The organism is Citrobacter sp. RHBSTW-00599, assembly GCF_013784065.1.
In the GTDB taxonomy this organism is placed as follows: Bacteria; Pseudomonadota; Gammaproteobacteria; order Enterobacterales; family Enterobacteriaceae; genus Citrobacter; species Citrobacter braakii.
On sequence record NZ_CP056717.1, the window covers coordinates 2,939,944 to 2,958,255 of the forward strand.

Annotated in this window: 19 protein-coding genes and 1 pseudogene; 9 read left to right on the forward strand and 11 right to left on the reverse strand. The window is 51.2% G+C overall.

The genetic code is table 11. The features are described 5' to 3' along the window. The first annotated feature begins 268 nt into the window (after nt 1-268). Together pfkB and HV243_RS14490 are read left to right on the forward strand one after the other, a co-directional pair. Entirely contained in the window at nt 269-1,198 is a 930-nt protein-coding gene (gene pfkB / locus HV243_RS14485) for a 6-phosphofructokinase II (RefSeq protein WP_053389168.1), read from the forward strand. Nucleotides 1,199-1,467: 269 nt separating this feature from the next. Beyond that, the gene (locus tag HV243_RS14490; RefSeq protein WP_016152861.1) at nt 1,468-2,328 is read left to right on the forward strand and encodes a fructosamine kinase family protein; all 861 of its coding nucleotides are present in this window, start codon (nt 1,468-1,470) and stop codon (nt 2,326-2,328) included. A gap of 64 nt (nt 2,329-2,392) precedes the next feature. Here HV243_RS14490 and HV243_RS14495 read toward each other — a convergent pair whose 3' ends face one another. Next, nucleotides 2,393-2,929 (reverse strand): YniB family protein, encoded by a 537-nt coding sequence (locus HV243_RS14495; RefSeq protein ID WP_019076635.1) that lies wholly within the window; start codon nt 2,927-2,929, stop codon nt 2,393-2,395. A gap of 168 nt (nt 2,930-3,097) precedes the next feature. Between HV243_RS14495 and hxpB the strand changes: the two genes are divergently transcribed. From hxpB to tcyP, 4 genes and pseudogenes are all read left to right on the forward strand, one after another. After that, entirely contained in the window at nt 3,098-3,766 is a 669-nt protein-coding gene (gene hxpB / locus HV243_RS14500; protein WP_016156335.1) for a hexitol phosphatase HxpB, read from the forward strand. A 30-nt stretch (nt 3,767-3,796) separates the two neighbouring features. Then, nucleotides 3,797-3,919, forward strand: a pseudogene (locus HV243_RS14505) (SDR family oxidoreductase); the annotation flags it as partial. Nucleotides 3,920-4,002: 83 nt separating this feature from the next. Continuing rightward, nucleotides 4,003-4,602, forward strand: a complete 600-nt coding sequence (locus tag HV243_RS14510; RefSeq protein ID WP_087121839.1) for a metal-dependent hydrolase — start codon at nt 4,003-4,005, stop codon at nt 4,600-4,602. Between the two features lie 135 nt (nt 4,603-4,737). Then, the gene (gene tcyP, locus HV243_RS14515; protein ID WP_019078417.1) at nt 4,738-6,129 is read left to right on the forward strand and encodes a cystine/sulfocysteine:cation symporter; all 1,392 of its coding nucleotides are present in this window, start codon (nt 4,738-4,740) and stop codon (nt 6,127-6,129) included. Nucleotides 6,130-6,195: 66 nt separating this feature from the next. Here the strand turns inward: tcyP and cedA are convergent, their stop codons facing one another. Then, nucleotides 6,196-6,438 carry a cell division activator CedA gene (cedA, locus tag HV243_RS14520; protein WP_029139771.1) on the reverse strand — a complete coding sequence of 81 codons (243 nt, stop codon included), beginning with the start codon at nt 6,436-6,438 and terminating at the stop codon, nt 6,196-6,198. Nucleotides 6,439-6,650: 212 nt separating this feature from the next. On the opposite strand from cedA, the gene katE reads away from it, so the two are divergent. Further along, the gene (gene katE, locus HV243_RS14525) at nt 6,651-8,909 is read left to right on the forward strand and encodes a catalase HPII (RefSeq protein ID WP_053389169.1); all 2,259 of its coding nucleotides are present in this window, start codon (nt 6,651-6,653) and stop codon (nt 8,907-8,909) included. 36 nt (nt 8,910-8,945) lie between these two features. On the opposite strand, the gene chbG is transcribed toward katE, so the two are convergent. The 7 genes from chbG to osmE form a co-directional block, all read right to left on the reverse strand. Continuing rightward, complete coding sequence (chbG, locus tag HV243_RS14530; RefSeq protein WP_019076632.1) at nt 8,946-9,704, reverse strand: chitin disaccharide deacetylase; 759 nt, start codon at nt 9,702-9,704, stop codon at nt 8,946-8,948. Between the two features lie 12 nt (nt 9,705-9,716). Beyond that, nucleotides 9,717-11,072, reverse strand: a complete 1,356-nt coding sequence (locus tag HV243_RS14535; protein ID WP_016152854.1) for a 6-phospho-beta-glucosidase — start codon at nt 11,070-11,072, stop codon at nt 9,717-9,719. Nucleotides 11,073-11,196: 124 nt separating this feature from the next. Beyond that, on the reverse strand, nt 11,197-12,039 hold the full coding sequence (chbR, locus tag HV243_RS14540) for a transcriptional regulator ChbR (RefSeq protein WP_085951046.1): 843 nt from the start codon (nt 12,037-12,039) through the stop codon (nt 11,197-11,199). 10 nt (nt 12,040-12,049) lie between these two features. Further along, nucleotides 12,050-12,397 carry a PTS N,N'-diacetylchitobiose transporter subunit IIA gene (gene chbA, locus HV243_RS14545; protein ID WP_003030618.1) on the reverse strand — a complete coding sequence of 116 codons (348 nt, stop codon included), beginning with the start codon at nt 12,395-12,397 and terminating at the stop codon, nt 12,050-12,052. Nucleotides 12,398-12,451: 54 nt separating this feature from the next. After that, nucleotides 12,452-13,810 carry a PTS N,N'-diacetylchitobiose transporter subunit IIC gene (gene chbC, locus HV243_RS14550; protein ID WP_003030619.1) on the reverse strand — a complete coding sequence of 453 codons (1,359 nt, stop codon included), beginning with the start codon at nt 13,808-13,810 and terminating at the stop codon, nt 12,452-12,454. An 87-nt stretch (nt 13,811-13,897) separates the two neighbouring features. Beyond that, complete coding sequence (gene chbB, locus HV243_RS14555) at nt 13,898-14,218, reverse strand: PTS N,N'-diacetylchitobiose transporter subunit IIB (RefSeq protein ID WP_003832547.1); 321 nt, start codon at nt 14,216-14,218, stop codon at nt 13,898-13,900. Between the two features lie 297 nt (nt 14,219-14,515). Further along, entirely contained in the window at nt 14,516-14,857 is a 342-nt protein-coding gene (osmE, locus tag HV243_RS14560; RefSeq protein ID WP_003030621.1) for an osmotically-inducible lipoprotein OsmE, read from the reverse strand. Between the two features lie 210 nt (nt 14,858-15,067). On the opposite strand from osmE, the gene nadE reads away from it, so the two are divergent. Together nadE and cho are read left to right on the forward strand one after the other, a co-directional pair. Next, nucleotides 15,068-15,898 carry an ammonia-dependent NAD(+) synthetase gene (gene nadE / locus HV243_RS14565; RefSeq protein WP_046275873.1) on the forward strand — a complete coding sequence of 277 codons (831 nt, stop codon included), beginning with the start codon at nt 15,068-15,070 and terminating at the stop codon, nt 15,896-15,898. 133 nt (nt 15,899-16,031) lie between these two features. Further along, nucleotides 16,032-16,919: an excinuclease Cho gene (gene cho, locus HV243_RS14570; protein WP_046275874.1), complete on the forward strand. Its 888-nt coding sequence runs from the start codon at nt 16,032-16,034 to the stop codon at nt 16,917-16,919. On the opposite strand, the gene ves is transcribed toward cho, so the two are convergent. Then, nucleotides 16,879-17,454, reverse strand: coding sequence for an environmental stress-induced protein Ves (gene ves, locus HV243_RS14575; RefSeq protein ID WP_046275875.1), 576 nt, complete (start codon nt 17,452-17,454; stop codon nt 16,879-16,881). The two genes, cho and ves, sit on opposite strands and share 41 nt — an antisense overlap. Before the next feature lie 351 nt (nt 17,455-17,805). After that, nucleotides 17,806-18,291 carry an ATP-independent periplasmic protein-refolding chaperone Spy gene (gene spy / locus HV243_RS14580; RefSeq protein ID WP_003030629.1) on the reverse strand — a complete coding sequence of 162 codons (486 nt, stop codon included), beginning with the start codon at nt 18,289-18,291 and terminating at the stop codon, nt 17,806-17,808. Nucleotides 18,292-18,312 lie beyond the last annotated feature (21 nt).

Genomic DNA, 18,312 nt, shown 5'->3' on the forward strand with positions numbered 1-18,312 from the left:
CAAAAAAAGAGACCATAACGGTCTCGGAAACTTTCATATGGATCAATGACAAAAGACCCTTGAAAGGTAACAAATTATAAAAAGACTCGAATAACATAGCAATAAATTCTTATTTCATTTTTTGAATAAGAGCGTTCCTAAACCGTTTTTTTATTTATATATCTTTAACGCGATTATTTTAAATAAAGATATGAAAAATCATGTTGTTAATTACTTCACTTTCGGGGGGTTAAGTGCCAGACTGAGGACAGCCTAACAGGAGGTAAAGATGGTACGTATCTATACGTTAACACTTGCGCCCTCTCTCGATAGCGCAACAATCACGCCGCAAATCTACCCGGAAGGTAAGCTTCGCTGTACCTCGCCGGTTTTTGAACCCGGCGGCGGCGGCATCAACGTCGCTCGCGCAATTGCCCATCTTGGCGGCACCGCTACGGCCATCTTCCCTGCGGGTGGCGCCACCGGAGAGCATCTTGTTGCTTTGCTCGCCGACGAAAGTGTTCCCGTATCCACCGTCGAAGCTAAAGACTGGACCCGACAAAATCTCCATGTGCACGTTGAGTCCAGCGGCGAACAGTATCGCTTCGTCATGCCAGGCGCTGCGCTCACCGATGATGAGTTCTACCAACTTCAGGATCAGGTGCTGGAAATTGAGTCTGGCGCACTGCTGGTTATCAGCGGCAGTTTGCCGCCTGGCGTACAGCTTGAGAAGCTGACCCGGCTCATTACCACAGCACAAAAACAAGGGATTCGCTGTATCGTCGATAGTTCTGGCGAAGCGCTGGCAGCAGCATTAACCATCGGCAATATCGAACTGGTCAAACCCAACCTCAAAGAACTGAGCGCGCTGGTGAATCGCGAACTCACGCAGCCCGATGATGTGCGCAACGCCGCGCAGGAAATCGCGCAAAGCGGAAAAGCGCATCGCGTAGTGGTCTCGCTTGGACCACAAGGAGCGCTGGGCGTTGATCGTGAAACCTGTGTCCAGGTGGTTCCGCCACCAGTGAAGAGTCAAAGTACCGTAGGCGCGGGCGACAGTATGGTCGGGGCCATGACGCTTAAACTGGCTGAGAGCGCACCTTTTGCAGATATTGTTCGTTACGGTGTCGCCGCAGGTAGCGCCGCCACCCTGAATCAGGGTACGCGTCTGTGCGCTTTAGACGATACGCAAAAAATATACGCGTATCTGGCTCAGTAATAACGGTTTCCCCTTGTTTAGCTACAAGGGGATTTCCCCGTAAAACTGTCGGCATGGGTGTTATACGTCTATGATAAAAAATCACGTGATTACAAAGCAGTGAATCATGTGCGACCAGGCGTCTTCACAACTATGCGAGGTGAAGAAGAACGACACACATTAAGTGCCTTTCCAGCGATGACGCGTCCGTGGTGTGCGTCAGTTCGTGTTTTTTAACCGCATTCTTGCGCTAACCTTATGATCTGGCAGACAACATGGGGAGAGACATCATGTGGCAGGCTATCAGTCGTCTTTTAAGCGAGCAATTAGGTGAAGGCGAAATCGAACTGCGTAACGAACTGCCCGGCGGAGAGATCCACGCCGCATGGCATTTACGCTATGCGGGGCGCGATTTTTTCGTTAAATGCGATGAAAGAGAGCTGTTAACCGGCTTTACGGCTGAAGCCGATCAGCTGGAGCTACTTTCTCGCAGTCAAACCGTATCTGTACCGAAAGTCTGGGCGGTAGGCGCAGACAGAGATTACAGCTTTCTGGTGATGGATTTCCTCCCTCCCCGTCCGCTTGATGCGCACAACGCGTTTATCCTCGGCCAGCAGTTGGCGCATTTGCATGAATGGAGCGATCAGCCGCAGTTTGGGCTCGACTTCGATAATGCGCTCTCTACCACGCCGCAGCCCAACACCTGGCAACGTCGCTGGTCAACCTTTTTTGCCGAGCAGCGTATTGGCTGGCAGCTGGAACTCGCCGCTGAAAAAGGCATCGCGTTTGGCAATATCGACGCCATTGTCGAGCATGTTCAGCAGCGTCTCTCTTCTCATCAGCCGCAGCCATCTCTTCTGCATGGTGATTTGTGGTCCGGGAACTGCGCCCTCGGCCCGAACGGCCCGTACATCTTTGACCCTGCCTGCTACTGGGGGGACAGAGAGTGTGACCTGGCAATGCTGCCGTTACATACCGATCAGCCGCCGCAACTCTATGACGGTTATCAGTCTGTTTCTCCGCTACCATTGGATTTTCTCGACAGACAGCCTGTCTACCAGCTCTATACGCTGCTGAACAGGGCTATTCTGTTTGGGGGACAGCATCTGGTCGTGGCGCAGAAAGCGCTGGACAGGTTACTGGCGGCTTAGCAAAGTCGCACGTTGCTTATCTGGCCTGGCGTTTCGCAACGCGTCAGGCCTGATAGTGCAGCAGTTACAAAAAACCCAGTAATGAAAAGAAGAAGTAGCCAATCACGATAACGATCACCGGCAAAATATAGAGCGGGAAAATTTGTAAAAAGATCGTATGGTGCGGTACCACAATACGCGACTCAAGTTGCTCGCGTGATAACCCTTCACTGCCCTTTGCCTGTTCCAGAATCAACTGGTCCTCAACGCCCTCGCGTAAATAACGCGCCTGACGGCTCATTCTGGCGCCTGAATCCTGCAACGCCAGACCGATAAAAATCAGAATGAAAATCAGCCAAAAAACGAGATTCAGTCCACTTTGAAAATCGGGCGTCGGCGAGTTATACCAAAACACGTTAAGAAAAGGTGTGTTCACACGCATCATGTCGATCATCACATGAGCAAAATCGAGCATGACCGCGTTAATCCCTTCCTGCTTTTCGCTGTGCGCATACATAAACTTAAGTACTGAAACCAGGGTTGAAATCAGCGCGGGAATGAAAATCACCCATCCCACCAGCCTTTTCAAGATGGCAATGCGTCCAGCTTGTTGATACGTCATGAGTTCCCCTTGATTAAGACGTGTCATTTTGGCCTAAGTTTACCCGTTGATTATCGTTTTCGCCTGATCTTTAAAGGCGGTATACTGCTGAATTAGCCATAATGAACGCTCAGAGCCCGTCCAGGCTGGCTCTTAATCCCTTTTATCACCCGTAAAGGAGAGGTTGTGATGTCAACCCCGCGTCAAATTCTTGCTGCAATTTTCGATATGGATGGATTACTGGTCGATTCTGAACCGCTTTGGGATCAGGCCGAACTGGATGTGATAGCAAGTTTAGGCGTTGATATCTCCCGCCGCCATGAACTTCCCGATACACTTGGCTTACGCATCGACATGGTGGTTGATTTGTGGTTTGCGCAGCAACCGTGGAACGGTCCCTCACGTCAGGAAGTAACCGAGCGCATCATTACCCGCGCAATTGCGTTAGTTGAAGAAACAAAACCACTGCTGCCGGGCGTGCGTGAGGCCGTGGCATTGTGTAAATCTCAGGGGTTGAAAGTAGGACTGGCATCCGCCTCGCCGCTGCATATGCTGGAAAAAGTGCTAACCATGTTTGATCTGCGCAGCAGCTTCGATGCACTGGCTTCTGCGGAAAAACTGCCCTACAGCAAACCGCACCCGCAGGTTTATCTCGATTGCGCGGCGAAACTGGGCATTGACCCTATAAACTGCGTAGCACTGGAAGACTCGGTGAACGGCATGATTGCTTCGAAAGCCGCCCGTATGCGTTCCATCGTAGTACCTGCGCATGAAAATCAGGACGATCCTCGCTTCGTTCTGGCCGACGTCAAACTGGCCTCGCTCACCGAACTCACTGCCGCTCACCTGCGCGGCTAATCCTGCGACGGGCAATGATCGCATTGCCCGCCTGCCGGACGCTGGGGCACGCCTGATGATCTGAAAGGCCCGGTCGTGTTCCTCGCAAGTGCTGCCTCGGACTATATACATGGCTATACGCTGGTCGTGGATGGCGGTTGGCTGGCGCGGTAAAGGCGCACTTGTGACAAAGGGTTACAACGTCACCTCTTCCGCCTACTGTATAAAACCCCTATACTGTATGAATCGACAGTTTATTGGGTTTTATCATGACGGCGGAAGGTCACCTTCTTTTTTCTATTGCCTGTGCGGTATTTGCCAAGAATGCCGAGCTAACGCCCGTTCTTGCGCAGGGTGACTGGTGGCATATTGTTCCTTCAGCCATTTTGACGTGCTTACTGCCGGATATCGATCATCCCAAATCCCTGCTGGGGCAGCGTCTGAAGTGGGTATCAAAGCCCATTGCCCGGGCATTTGGTCATCGCGGGTTTACGCATAGCCTGCTGGCGGTTTTTGCCCTGCTGGCCACGTTTTACCTGAAAGTCCCTGATACCTGGATAATTCCGGCTGATGCCTTACAAGGTATGGTTCTCGGTTATCTCAGCCACATTCTGGCCGACATGTTGACCCCGGCGGGCGTCCCCTTGCTTTGGCCCTGCCGCTGGCGTTTTCGTCTGCCTATCCTCGTGCCGCAAAAAGGCAACCAACTGGAGCGGTTTCTGTGCATGGCGCTGTTCGCGTGGGCAATCTGGATGCCGCAGACCGTACAAGAGAACAGTGCGGTGCGCTGGTCATCACAAATGATAAATACGCTGCAAATGCAGTTTAATCGTTTTATAACGCACCAGGTTGACTAATAAATCAGCCAAAAAGTTATTTTTGGCATAAACAATTCCATTTGAATATAAGAGGCAAGTCACAGTTCTGCTAATCTTGCGCCAACAGAATCACCGTCACACGGTGATACGCATAATAAGATCAGGAGAACGGGGATGAACTATCCATTAATCGCGAACATTATCGTGTTCGTAGTGCTGCTGTTCGTGCTGGCGCAAGCCCGTCACAAGCAGTGGAGTCTGGCAAAAAAAGTACTGGTCGGTCTGGTCATGGGTGTGGTGTTTGGCCTCGCCCTGCACACCATTTATGGTTCCGACAGCCAGGTTCTTAAAGATTCCGTACAGTGGTTCAACATTGTCGGCAACGGTTACGTCCAACTGCTGCAGATGATTGTCATGCCGCTGGTGTTTGCGTCTATTCTCAGCGCCGTTGCGCGTCTGCACAACGCCTCTCAGTTAGGTAAAATCAGCTTCCTGACCATCGGTACGCTGCTGTTTACTACGCTGATTGCCGCGCTGGTAGGGGTTCTGGTGACCAACCTGTTCGGCCTGACCGCAGAAGGTCTGGTGCAAGGTGGGGCCGAAACCGCTCGTCTGAACGCGATTGAAACCAACTATGTTGGCAAAGTAGCTGACCTCAGCGTTCCACAGCTGGTGTTGTCGTTTATCCCGAAAAACCCGTTTGCCGATCTGACCGGAGCTAACCCGACGTCAATTATCAGCGTGGTTATCTTCGCTGCATTCCTCGGTGTTGCCGCACTGAAGCTGCTGAAAGATGATGCGCCGAAAGGCGAGCGTGTGCTGGTCGCTATCGATACCCTGCAAAGCTGGGTGATGAAGCTGGTTCGTTTGGTGATGCAGTTGACGCCGTACGGTGTTCTGGCGCTGATGACCAAAGTGGTTGCGGGCTCCAACCTGCAGGACATCATCAAGCTGGGTAGCTTCGTCGTGGCCTCTTATCTCGGTCTGGGCATTATGTTTGTGGTACACGGGATCCTGTTGGGTGTTAACGGCGTTAGCCCGCTGAAATACTTCCGCAAGGTGTGGCCGGTGCTGACTTTCGCCTTCACCAGCCGTTCCAGCGCAGCCTCAATTCCTCTGAACGTTGAAGCGCAAACCCGTCGTCTGGGCGTGCCTGAATCCATCGCCTCTTTTGCCGCCTCCTTTGGCGCCACCATTGGCCAGAACGGTTGTGCAGGGCTGTACCCGGCAATGCTGGCAGTAATGGTCGCCCCGACCGTCGGGATCAACCCGCTGGACCCGATGTGGATTGCCACGCTGGTTGGTATCGTAACCGTCAGTTCCGCAGGGGTTGCGGGTGTGGGTGGCGGTGCAACGTTTGCCGCGCTGATCGTCCTGCCAGCTATGGGTCTGCCGGTCACGCTGGTTGCGCTGCTGATTTCCGTTGAGCCGCTGATCGATATGGGTCGTACCGCGCTGAACGTGAGCGGTTCTATGACAGCCGGTACGCTGACCAGCCAATGGCTGAAACAGACCGATAAAACAATTCTGGACAGCGACGATAACGCCGAACTGGCGCATCGCTAAGTCTGTTAGACTGAAAAACAAAAAAAACCGCCGGAGTGTCATGCTCCGGCGGTTTTTTTATATCCATTAATCGCTCAGTTCATTTTCCTGGCGAACCTGATTAGCCCAGCGTTGCGCTGATTCCGGGACCGTAAATGCAGGTGAACGCTGAAACGCCTCCCCTATTAAGACAAAAGCGACATATTTTCCGCGCAGTATCCATACGTCACGAAACGCATCCATTTTAACTGCATGCTCTGGTGGGGCTGGCTCCACGCGAGGAACATAGCTAATTACCGGACGATTTTGTTGGCGAAGAGGTTTCATAATCAGTTGCTTCACTAAAGACTAATTCTAAAAATCAGAAAACGGCTATCTTAGCCGATTTTGCCTCCTGACGTCCTGCCTTGCGTGCGCTGTTTGCCTGGTTCATCGCGCTTTACGCCCTCGGTCAGTTCCTGCACCACTGAGCAAGTGGTCTATAGTTAAAGCTTTTGACGGCAACAACGACCTTTAAGCGATGAAAACAGGAGACGAGTTTAATGTCACAGAATGATAAGCACCCACTCCATCACTCAGCGCCGGTTCATGATGCCAGCGAATCCCAGCCAGGACTTGACTCACTGGCGCCAGCAGACGGTTCACATCGGCCAACACCTGAACCCACGCCACCAGGCATGCAGCCCACCACGTCCGGTAGCTTAAAAGCGCCTGACACCAGAAGTGACAAACTCAACGCGCTGGAAAGTTTTCGCAAAGGCAGCGAAGATTTTGCTCTGACAACCAATCAGGGAGTGCGCATCGCGGACGATCAAAACTCTCTGCGCGCAGGAAACCGTGGGCCAACTCTGCTGGAAGACTTTATCCTGCGGGAAAAAATCACCCATTTTGATCACGAACGCATCCCGGAGCGGATCGTACATGCCCGAGGTTCTGCTGCTCATGGTTACTTTCAGCCCTATGCCAGCCTCAGCGCGACAACGAAAGCGGACTTTCTGAGTGATGAAAATAAAATCACCCCGGTTTTTGTCCGTTTCTCTACGGTTCAGGGCGGCGCAGGCTCAGCGGATACGGTCAGAGATATTCGAGGATTTGCGACCAAATTTTATACTGAGGAGGGCATTTTCGATCTGGTGGGAAACAACACGCCAGTCTTCTTCATTCAGGATGCCCATAAATTCCCGGATTTCGTTCATGCGGTAAAACCGGAGCCGCATTGGGCTATCCCACAGGGTCAAAGCGCCCACGATACCTTTTGGGATTATGTCTCGTTACAGCCAGAAACGTTGCACAACGTTATATGGGCGATGTCCGACCGGGGTATTCCACGCAGCTATCGCACGATGGAAGGCTTTGGCATTCACACGTTCCGGTTGATAAATGCGCAAGGGAAAGCCACCTTTGTCCGTTTTCACTGGAAACCGCTGGCGGGCAAAGCTTCGCTGGTATGGGATGAAGCGCAAAAACTTACCGGTCGTGATCCCGACTTTCATCGCCGCGATCTGTGGGAAGCTATTGAAGCAGGCGATTATCCAGAATACGAACTGGGGCTGCAGCTCATTCCTGAAGAAGACGAATTCAAGTTCGATTTTGACCTGCTCGACCCGACCAAGCTGATCCCAGAAGAGCTGGTTCCGGTGCAACGCGTCGGTAAAATGGTGCTGAATCGTAATCCGGATAATTTCTTCGCCGAAAATGAACAAGTCGCTTTTCATCCCGGACACATCGTCCCTGGTATCGATTTTACCAACGATCCCTTGCTGCAAGGCCGCTTGTTTTCGTATACCGATACCCAAATCAGCCGCCTGGGCGGGCCCAACTTCCATGAAATCCCGATTAATCGCCCGACCTGCCCGTACCATAACTTCCAGCGTGACGGTATGCATCGTATGGACATCGATACCAACCCGGCCAACTATGAACCTAATTCCATCAATGATAACTGGCCGCGTGAAACGCCGCCGGGGCCAAAACGCGGTGGATTTGAATCGTATCAGGAACGGATTGAAGGAAACAAAATCCGCGAACGTAGCCCCTCTTTTGGCGAATACTATGCGCACCCTCGCCTGTTCTGGCTAAGTCAGACGCCAATTGAACAGCAGCATATTATCGGCGGATTCAGCTTCGAACTCAGCAAAGTTACGCGCCCCTATATTCGGGAAAGAGTGGTCGAACAGTTAGCCCATATTGATACAGCCCTCGCCGAGGCGGTTGCCGATAATCTCGGTTTTGAGCTAACCGAGGAACAGGCCAAAATCGCCCCACCGGCCAACGTCAATGGTTTGAAAAGTGCGCCGTCACTCAGTTTATATGCGGGTGCGCAAGGTGAGATTAAGGGCCGCGTGGTCGCCATTCTACTTAATGACCAGGTGAAATCAGGCGACCTGCTTGCCATCATGCAAGCCTTACAGGCCAAAGGCGTTCACGCCAAACTGCTCTATTCCCGAATGGGTAATGTGGTTGCCGATGATGGTTCCGTCCTGACAATCGCCGGTACCTTTGCGGGTTCACCATCGCTGACCGTCGATGCGGTTATCGTTCCGTGTGGCAATATCGCTGATATCGCTATGAACGGTGATGCCCGATATTACTTACTCGAAGCGTATAAGCACTTAAAACCTATCGCACTGGCTGGCGATGCGCGTCAGTTTAAAGCAACGTTGAATATCAAAAATGAAGGAGAAGAAGGCGTGGTGGAGGCAGACAGTGTAGACGCACAGTTTATGGATACCCTGCTGACGCTAATGACTGCGCACCGCGTCTGGTCACGCGCCGGAAAAATCGACACGATCCCTGCCTAAAAAAATGCGGCGCATTATGCGCCGCAAACTCAGGAGTTAGACGTTCAGAAAACTGCCAAGACGATAACCGCGCTCCGCAATAGCATATTTCAGTGACGGAGACGTCAGCACGTCGAGCTCAGTTAAGCGGGGGTAACAGTAGGCACTTTGACGAATAATGTCATCGATAAAGGCCGGATGACACATCACTTCCAGCGAGGACTCTCCCCGGTCTGCTGACGCGTCAAGCGTTTGCAAAAACAGGGCTTCAGAAATCGCTTCACCATAAAACTCGCTGCTGAATCCCTGGGAAGTCCGTAACGTCTGCGGAAAGTCAGACGCCTGGAATACCGTCTGACGATCGATCCGTAACGCAATCCCCCGTTGGGCAGCAAACCCGGCCACGATAGGGAAAATCTGCGGGAACATATGCACATGGTGATGGCTATCCAGATGCGTTGGCTCCCGCCCGAACAGGTCAATAAAACGCTGATACTGCGCGGCCAGTTCCTGAGAAATTTCATCCAACGGCAAGGTGTCTTCTTCAGCCATCTGCCAGATCCATTTTCCCAGTAACCCGTCACGAGTAAGGCCTGGCATTGCCGTCAACGGCCTGCCCAGCGTCAGAACAAAATGCATCCCAACGGCAAGTTCAGGAATGTCGCGACTCAGCTGTACCGCATGGTCAATGGCTGCGCCATTAACCAGTGCGGTTGTCGAGGTGACCACGCCATTGCGACAGGCTTCAACAATGCCGTAGTTTTGTCCTTTACTCAGGCCAAAATCATCCGCATTTACAATCAGTACGCGTTCCATAGCCGACCTCAGTTAGTGTTGTTCGCTTTTGAGTTTCTCGATACACCCGGCGAAGTTTGGCAGCCATTTTTCATGCGCCAGAATCAGCTCACGCGCCAGAATCTCGGCATCGCTGTCAGAATGCACCAGCGGACTCAGGTTCAACGCCAGCAGCACATCATTCAGCTCACCGCTCAGTGCCGCATTGCTCGCCGCGACTTCAAAGCCTTTTATGGTATAGATAAGGCCCAGCACTTTCTCATCAAAATGGGTAATACGTGGGTGCGGCGTGGCGCCGTTGCGTCCCAGTGTACAGGTCATCTCAACCGCCCAGTCCGCCGGGATATTGTCAACATGCCCATGGTGCGGAACGTTGACATAGTGCTCGGTCTGTTTGTCGTTGTAGATGGCGTTGATCACTTCACAGGCCGCATCGGAGTAATAGGCTCCACCACGCTGTTCCAGCTCTTTCGGTTTCACGTTCAAATCCGGGTTTTTGTACAGATCAAACAGTTGTTTCTCCACTTTCTGTACCACCTGAGCGCGAGCGCCGCCCTTATAGTATTCACCCATTTCAATCGCCAGCATCTCTTTTGGCTTGAAGTAATAGAGCAAATATGAGCACGGCAGCAGCTTCAGCGAGCGAATCAACCCTTCACTGAACGGCAGATCGAAGATGTTCTTCACGGTGGAGGCTTTCAGTTGACCTGAAGCCACGCCATCCAACAGTTCATCAAAGCGTGATTTACCATTCACCAGCACGTCTTTAATGAAGACCATATGGTTCAGACCGAACAGATCGATGGATAAGTCATCGCTCTCTTTCAGCGCCAGCACATCGCTAATGAACATTTTCATGCCGACAGGAATATTACATACACCGATGAATTTCTTAAAATTCGTATGGCGATAGACCGCTTCCGTCACCATCCCGGCCGGGTTAGTAAAGTTAATCACCCACGCATTCGGGCACAGTTCTTCCACATCTTTGACAATATCAAAGATAACCGGAATAGTACGCAGACCTTTGAACAGCCCACCAGCGCCGTTGGTTTCCTGCCCCAAATACCCGTGGCTCAGCGGAATGCGTTCATCCTTTTCGCGGGCTTTCAGTTGCCCTACGCGCAGCTGGGTAGTAACGAAATCAGCATCTTTCAGCGCTTCACGACGGTCCAGCGTTTTAAACAACTTCATCGGCACGCCAGCTTTATCGATCATGCGCTGGCAAAGGTCAAAAATAATGTCCAGCTTCTCTTTTCCATCGTCGACATCAACCAGCCACAATTCAGAAACCGGTAATTCATGATAGCGCTTAATAAAGCCTTCAAGTAACTCAGGGGTGTAGCTGCTCCCGCCACCGATAGTGACGACTTTTAATTTCTGGCTCATACTTTCTCCCTTCAGTGTCAAAACACTGACGTGTATTATGCTCAACCCGTTTGTCAGATATAGCGTGGCTGTCCCGACGCTATTTTGGGCAAGCTATAAAAAATGGGTTATTGGCTAATAATATCTACTGATTAAATTCAGTTAATTTCTTACGATAGCTATTAGGTGTAAATGACGTCAGCTTTTTAAACGTTTTAATAAACAGACTTGGACTACTGTAGCCAGATTCGTAAGCAATATCCGTTACAGAATAGTTAGTCATTTCCAGCTGTTTTTTAGCAAAGTTAATGCGGATTTCATTAATGATCTGCATCGGCGTTTTGCTGTAATAACGCTGGGTTGCGCGGGTCAGATACTCCTGGGATTTCGCGGACAGGTGTACCATGTTTTCCAGCGCATTCTCGCTAAACTGCCGTTTGTCATGCATGGTCTCCACGGTGGTTTTAAGCCACTGCGGAATATCATCCAGCACCTGCTCTTCGCGATGATGGCGCAACCGGTTAATAATATAGAAGGTGACCACTTCTACAAATTCATCCAGTCCGCTCTCGCGAAAGTTTAGTGATGCAATAACCGTTTCAATGTAAGTGAGAAACGAATTATTCGCCCGATAGACCTGCGATGCAACGAAACAAAATGGCAGCAGCGGGTGGTAGTGCTGTTCAAAAAAGCGTTTACTGATACCGACGTTCAGGATCCTTGTCGCCCCAAAATCATAAAAACTCTGGTGGTGCGATCCCAATGGAATAAAAACAAAGTCCCCGCGTTCGAGCAATACGCGTTTACCGTTGATTTCCTGATAATAGCGCCCGGTTAAAACCAGGGTAAATTCGTAGTAGTCATGCTGATGCAGCCCGCTGATGCTCTCAGTTTTGTTATAGATGAACACATGGAAATTTTTGCCATTAAACAGCTGCTGTTCATAGACGGTTTTGATTTCCGGTGCGTTAATCTGTAGCTGCATTATGCACTCCTCGCTATTTCAGCTTTTCGTGAAGCTCAATCAGTTCAGTCACCAGCTCACGCGCCAGCATTGATGTCATCAGGTGGTCCTGAGCATGAACCAGCACCAGGCTAACTTTCATTTTACCTTCGCCCTGATCGCCTTCAATCAGTTTCGTTTGCACGAGGTGCGCTTCGTTCAGCGCCAGACGAGACTGGTCCATCATAGCCTTAGCTGACTCGAAATCGCCTTGCTTGGCCATTTTGAGCGCGCCGTACGCCAGGCTACGCGCCTGACCGGAGTTGATGATGAGACCCATCACCACTTCTTCGAGTTCTTCTGCTTCTGACTGCGTGTCGACGATGTTCTCGATATCCAACATACTTTTTTCCTCTGGTTCAGTCCGGCATGACCGTGAAGCCATGCCGGATTAAATTTAGAATTTCAATGCGTTAGCGATATCTTCTTCGCTTTCTTCTTGATCAATAACGTTCTGCGCTTTGTTGGCTACCACCACGAACGGCAGATAAACCAGCGTGGCGATACCAAGGTTGAACAGCGCAACCAGCAGAGCTGCGACGCTACCGTTGGTGTTAAAGAACGCGCCCAAACCGGTTGGCATGGTCCACGGTGCGATGTTGGTAATCGGTGGAATAATGCCGGAGTAATAAGCTGCCAGCGTAATCGCCGCCAGAATCGGCTGCACCAGAATGAACGGGATAAACATCACCGGGTTCATGATGATCGGCAGACCGAACAGGATAGGTTCGTTAATCTGGAACAGGCCTGACGGCAGTGCCAGTTTAGCAACCTGACGATAATCCGGACGACGCGATGCCAGGAAGATAGCGATAATCAGACCCAGCGTAGCCCCGCTACCCCCGAGGAAAATATAGGAGTCGAGCATCGGTTTCGCCCAGACGTGGAAGGTCTTTCCAGCTTCCAGCGCGGCGTCTACGGAACCAAACTGTTGGTAAATGGAGATGTTTTCCAGCGCCCATGGCGTCATGATACCGCTGTCCAGCGCGGTCAGCGCCAGTGAACCATGAATACCGAAGAACCACAGCAGCGGAACAAAAATCACGTAGGCCCAACCCACTACGCTGCCCAGCGATGCCAGCGGAGTTGAAATGGAATCCATGATGATCTGGTGGAAGTTCGTACCCCAGGTGTTCAATGCCCAGGCGATGATCCCCATAATGGAGAGGATAAGGAAGCCAGGAATCAGCGCAGAGAAAGAGCGCGACACGGATGTCGGTACGCTATCAGGTAATTTAATTACCCAATTGCGACGGACCACAAAGGTGAACATTTCCGCGACCGCGAGGCCGATAATAATACCGGAAATAATATTGGCACCGCCGAGCCAGTTCGCGCCAACGGCATAGGCTTCACCCACGCTATATGGCGTTACGGTCATAAACGCGGCGACGGATAACAGCCCGGCAGCCAGTGAGTCGACTTTGCGTTCTTCTGCCAGCGCCATACCGATAAAGAACGGCGCCATCAATGACATGATACCCAGCGTACCGTTATAGACGTTTCCACCAATGCCTTTCAGACTATTCAGCGTTTCAATAGTTGAAGCATCAAGTCGAATGCCCATTGAATAAAAAAACGACCCCTCCCCAAAGCTCAGGAAAACGTTATTGATTAATACAAACATGGCCCCTGCGAGGGTTAACGGCATTAAACGAATAAAACCGTTTTTGATTGCATTAACGTGTGGCTGCTTTCCAATTTTTACAGCAAAAGGAAGGAGTACCTTTTCAAGTGAAGCAATAGCGTTACTCATAGAAAAATACCCTTAAATACCGCAATTAATAATTGCGGTGAATGTTAATGAAATAACTCTTTGACGGGAAAAATTAAAATAAAATAATTAATTTGCTGCGGCTTTTTTAATTGCTGCAACCGCAGCCTTAAGCACGCCTAAACCATCGACTTTGCCATACAGCAGCGAGTCAATCACTTCCACAGGCTTGTTGGGTAACAAACGCTGAATTTCGGGCAACATATAAGCAATTTGTGGACCTAATAATACAACATCGGCCACTGGACCTTTTTCTCCGGCCAGCGTTTCAGGAAACGCTTCAATAATAACCGGTACTTCGTATTTTTCGGCCTGAGCACGCATCTTCGAAACCAACAATGAAGTCGACATGCCCGCAGAACAAAACAGATAAATGTGTTTCTTTTCCATTAAAACGATCCTCATGTGCGATTATCTGTCACCAGACACTCCGCAAGCCCTAACCTGCATCCATGCTCTGGGTAACTTGCGTCAGCTAAATTACTTTTTTAGGTGGCTGAAATGAGTATACGGGATTGCACCGGCGGATGGTATTTCCTTGACCAACTAAATTGTCTCTCCTTGACCTGGCGTTATGACCACCCTCACACTTCAGGCAAATAATTCGCGTCAATAATTAAGATCGTGTGACATAAAAAAACCGGCGCAGTGGCCGGTTTTCCCGAGTGCTCAGGCAATAAACAGTTGTTACTTCTTCGCTGCCTGCGGGTCGGTGTCGTACTCTGCGCAGGTCTGGTAGCCAGAGTTAATCACGTGTCCGGTGTCATCTAAAGCAACAAAATAGGTCTCAGCTTTACCATCTCGTTGACCCAGGATGTAGGTCTGACACGTCCCACGCGCATGGATCATACTGACTTCGGAAGACGGTTTACCGGCAATCTGCGCTACCTGCGCCCGGCTCATCCCTTTCTTCACATCTTTCACCACGGGCTGAACAAATTGGTCTTTCGTACGATCGTAGGCCGTACACCCTGCCAGCATAGTCAAAACAGCCGCTGCGCTCAGAATTCCTGTTAGATTCTTGTTCATATTCCGTCCTCTTGTATTTCAGCGTGTTATATAAGCCTGGAGCACAACAACGCATTTTTCAAGCAATCAGAGGATACTTAGGTGGTTTCGGAAAATTCTATTAAAACAAAATGATGCTATATCAGGCTCGCATCCCTTGTCGTTTGGGCCTCAACGCGTTAGCTTTAACACATCATTTTTTTGATCATTTTATTTTTCGGAGGGGGTTAAATGACTCTGCAGCAAGAGATAATCCAGGCGCTTGGCGCAAAACCGCACATCAATGCAGAAGAAGAAATTCGCCGCAGCGTGGATTTCCTGAAATCGTATCTGCAGACCTACCCCTTTCTGAAATCGCTGGTGTTGGGAATTAGCGGCGGACAGGACTCAACGCTCGCGGGAAAACTGTGCCAGATGGCGATCACCGAGCTGCGAAAAGAAACGGGTAATGACGCACTGCAGTTTATTGCCGTACGCCTACCGTATGGCGTTCAGGCCGATGAGCAGGACTGCCAGGATGCCATCGCCTTTATTCAACCGGACCGCGTACTGACCGTCAATATTAAGGGCGCGGTGCTGGCCAGCGAGCAGGCCCTGCGTGAAGCGGGTATTGAACTGAGCGATTTTGTGCGTGGCAATGAAAAAGCCCGTGAACGTATGAAGGCACAATACAGTATCGCCGGCATGACCAGCGGGGTTGTCGTGGGTACCGATCATGCTGCAGAAGCCATCACCGGATTTTTCACTAAGTACGGCGATGGCGGTACCGACATTAACCCACTATTTCGTCTGAACAAGCGCCAGGGCAAACAACTGCTCGCCGCGCTGGGGTGCCCGGAGCACTTATATAAGAAAGCACCAACTGCTGACCTCGAGGACGATCGCCCTTCTCTGCCGGATGAAGCCGCACTGGGCGTCACTTACGACAACATCGACGACTATCTGGAAGGAAAAACGCTGGATGCCGACGTCGCAAAAAAAATTGAAGGCTGGTACGTGAAAACTGAGCATAAACGTCGCACACCGATCACCGTGTTTGATGATTTCTGGAAAAAAGCGTAATCCTTTTCCCTTCAAAATGCCGGGTAGCGCCAGGATTGGCCCTATCTGGCATTAGCCTGCTGAATCTCATGCCGCTTTTTTAATCGCCCTCAAACTGCTACACTGGATGAATAACCAGCATCTGGAGTCAACAGTGGTACAGCGTCAATCAGCCCCTCGTATGACATTTGAGGCAGCGGCAATCTATGAATATCCCGAGCACCTGCGCCCGTTTTTGAGTGCGCTTCCCACCGCGCCAGGCGTCTATCTGTTTCACAGTGATAGCGACACCATGCCGCTTTATATTGGTAAAAGTGTCAATATTCGCAGCCGTGTGCTGGCGCATCTGCGTACCGCAGACGAAGCGAGTATGCTGCGTCAGGCCAGGCGCATTAGCTGGATTTGTACGGCCGGAGAAATTGGCGCCCTGCTGCTGGAAGCGCGGCTTATCAAAGAACAGCAGCCCCTGTTTAACAAACGGCTGCGACGCAATCGCCAGCTGTGTGCCTTGCAGCTTACCGACCGAACGGTTCAGGTGGTTTACGCACGAGATATTGATTTCTCCCACGCCCCCAATCTGTTTGGCCTGTTTGCCAACCGCCGCGCAGCGCTACAGACGCTGCAAAGCCTCGCCGATGAACAACAGCTGTGCTACGGCCTGTTGGGACTGGAACCCCTCAGCCACGGGCGCGCCTGTTTTCGCTCCGCGCTTAAACGCTGCGCCGGAGCCTGCTGTGGGAAAGAAAGCCCTGAAGCGCATCATTTGCGTCTGGTAGAAGCCCTGGAAAGAGTGCGCGTAATCTGCTGGCCGTGGAGCAATGCCATTGCGCTGCAGGAAACCCGCGCTGAAATGACGCAGTACCATATCATCAATAACTGGCTGTGGCTGGGAGCCGTTTCAACGCTGGATGAGGCAGCTACACTGGCGCGAATGCCGGCCGGCTTTGATCAAGATGGCTACAAAATTCTCTGCCGGCCTATTCTGTCTGGTCAATATGACATTATTGAACTGAGTCCGGAGAATGCCCCGGCATCCAGTTAATCTCGCTGAACAGCAGTTTCCCCTCGCGCTCCAGCAGTCGTAACGTGTGTTTACCGTCGTGCCAGCTTGCACCCTGATCGACGGTCAACAACTTATCACCCAGTTGCCAGGCTCCGCTGATAACAAACACCACGCCGCCGCGCGAACCAAAGGTCGTAAAGGTGCGATCGGCAACTCTGACTTTTGCCTGGCAGACATCCCGTCGGGTCATGATATTAAAATCCATCGACATCTGCCCTTCCGTCAGCTTCGCTTTTACCACCTTGTCACCGGCAAAGGTAAAAGGCTGATGCTGTTTCAGGGTATGCGTGAAGGTGTTCGACTCTTCCAGCGTCACTTCTCCGCCTTCCAGCAGAGTAATCACGCGTTCTACGCCGGGAAAAAGAGAAAACTCTCCATTCGCTGCGATGGAGGCGATACTCGCCCGCCAGTGAAAATCTCGTGTTGCTGGCGGAAAACAGCAAATCTCACGCGTTTCTCCCGCACCATTTCGCCACAGATTGACCGGCATTTTGCGGATATCAAAGTATTCCATCATCCCTCCAGAAAGGCGCAGCACGGCAGCCCACCGTAAACAGGCAGCCATAATTCATCATTGTTATGTTCACCCTGCAGATTATTGTTATCGGCAGCAGAGTTGATTTGCCTTAGCGATGAACCCGGTGTTTTGCAAAAAAGAACAACGCGCCCTCCAGGTGGAATTTTCGCGGGCTTCAGGAGAATAACGTGTCACAAGCGCGGTGCAAGAGGCAGCAAAGAAAAAACCGCCGATCCTGCCCACCTCGTTAAACGTGTTGTGGACAAGAGCGGCGGTCTTGAGTTTGGTTTCACACTGTGCGGCAATCAGCCCACACAGCGTGAATGATATAGTGTAGACGCTGAAAGATTACTCAGCAGCTTGCGGCATTTTACCCTTCTGCGCGGCACGTTCTGTCAGACGCTTCTCAAAATTGGCATTAAACTGCTTTTTCTGTTCCGGGGTCAGAATGTTGTAAATCTTGTTCTGAGTTTCCATGTGCGCCAGCATGTTGGCTTTGCGCTGTTCTTCCATCTTCGCAATCTGCGCTTCCGCTTTCGCTTTATCGAAGCTATCGCTGGCGATGATGTCGTGCATTGCGCGGCGCTCTTCCAGCGGCGGACGTTTCATCTGATCGCGCTGACCTTTCATGATCTCGCGAATCTGCTGTTTCTGCGCATCGGTCAGGTTCAGGTCTTTAAACATCATGTCATGATGCGGGGCAAACTTACCGTTGTGGTGCATCATTGGTTTGGCATCAGCTGGCGCAGCTGTTGTCGTGTCAGCGGCGTGGGCCAGGTTAGCAGCGCCCAGCGCCAGGGTAGAGGCAACAAACAGAGCAGTCAGTTTACGCATAATTTCTATCCTTTCTTTCAG

Bases quoted from the DNA above. Each gene is read 5' to 3' on its own strand.
- chbG (WP_019076632.1), bottom strand. From the start codon at position 9,704: ATGGAACGCGTACTGATTGTAAATGCGGATGATTTTGGCCTGAGTAAA.
- tcyP (WP_019078417.1), top strand. From the start codon at position 4,738: ATGAACTATCCATTAATCGCGAACATTATCGTGTTCGTAGTGCTGCTG.
- hxpB (WP_016156335.1), top strand. From the start codon at position 3,098: ATGTCAACCCCGCGTCAAATTCTTGCTGCAATTTTCGATATGGATGGA.
- katE (WP_053389169.1), top strand. From the start codon at position 6,651: ATGTCACAGAATGATAAGCACCCACTCCATCACTCAGCGCCGGTTCAT.
- spy (WP_003030629.1), bottom strand. From the start codon at position 18,291: ATGCGTAAACTGACTGCTCTGTTTGTTGCCTCTACCCTGGCGCTGGGC.
- pfkB (WP_053389168.1), top strand. From the start codon at position 269: ATGGTACGTATCTATACGTTAACACTTGCGCCCTCTCTCGATAGCGCA.
- HV243_RS14535 (WP_016152854.1), bottom strand. From the start codon at position 11,072: ATGAGCCAGAAATTAAAAGTCGTCACTATCGGTGGCGGGAGCAGCTAC.
- HV243_RS14490 (WP_016152861.1), top strand. From the start codon at position 1,468: ATGTGGCAGGCTATCAGTCGTCTTTTAAGCGAGCAATTAGGTGAAGGC.
- ves (WP_046275875.1), bottom strand. From the start codon at position 17,454: ATGGAATACTTTGATATCCGCAAAATGCCGGTCAATCTGTGGCGAAAT.
- chbC (WP_003030619.1), bottom strand. From the start codon at position 13,810: ATGAGTAACGCTATTGCTTCACTTGAAAAGGTACTCCTTCCTTTTGCT.
- HV243_RS14495 (WP_019076635.1), bottom strand. From the start codon at position 2,929: ATGACGTATCAACAAGCTGGACGCATTGCCATCTTGAAAAGGCTGGTG.
- chbA (WP_003030618.1), bottom strand. From the start codon at position 12,397: ATGTTGGATATCGAGAACATCGTCGACACGCAGTCAGAAGCAGAAGAA.
- osmE (WP_003030621.1), bottom strand. From the start codon at position 14,857: ATGAACAAGAATCTAACAGGAATTCTGAGCGCAGCGGCTGTTTTGACT.
- nadE (WP_046275873.1), top strand. From the start codon at position 15,068: ATGACTCTGCAGCAAGAGATAATCCAGGCGCTTGGCGCAAAACCGCAC.
- chbB (WP_003832547.1), bottom strand. From the start codon at position 14,218: ATGGAAAAGAAACACATTTATCTGTTTTGTTCTGCGGGCATGTCGACT.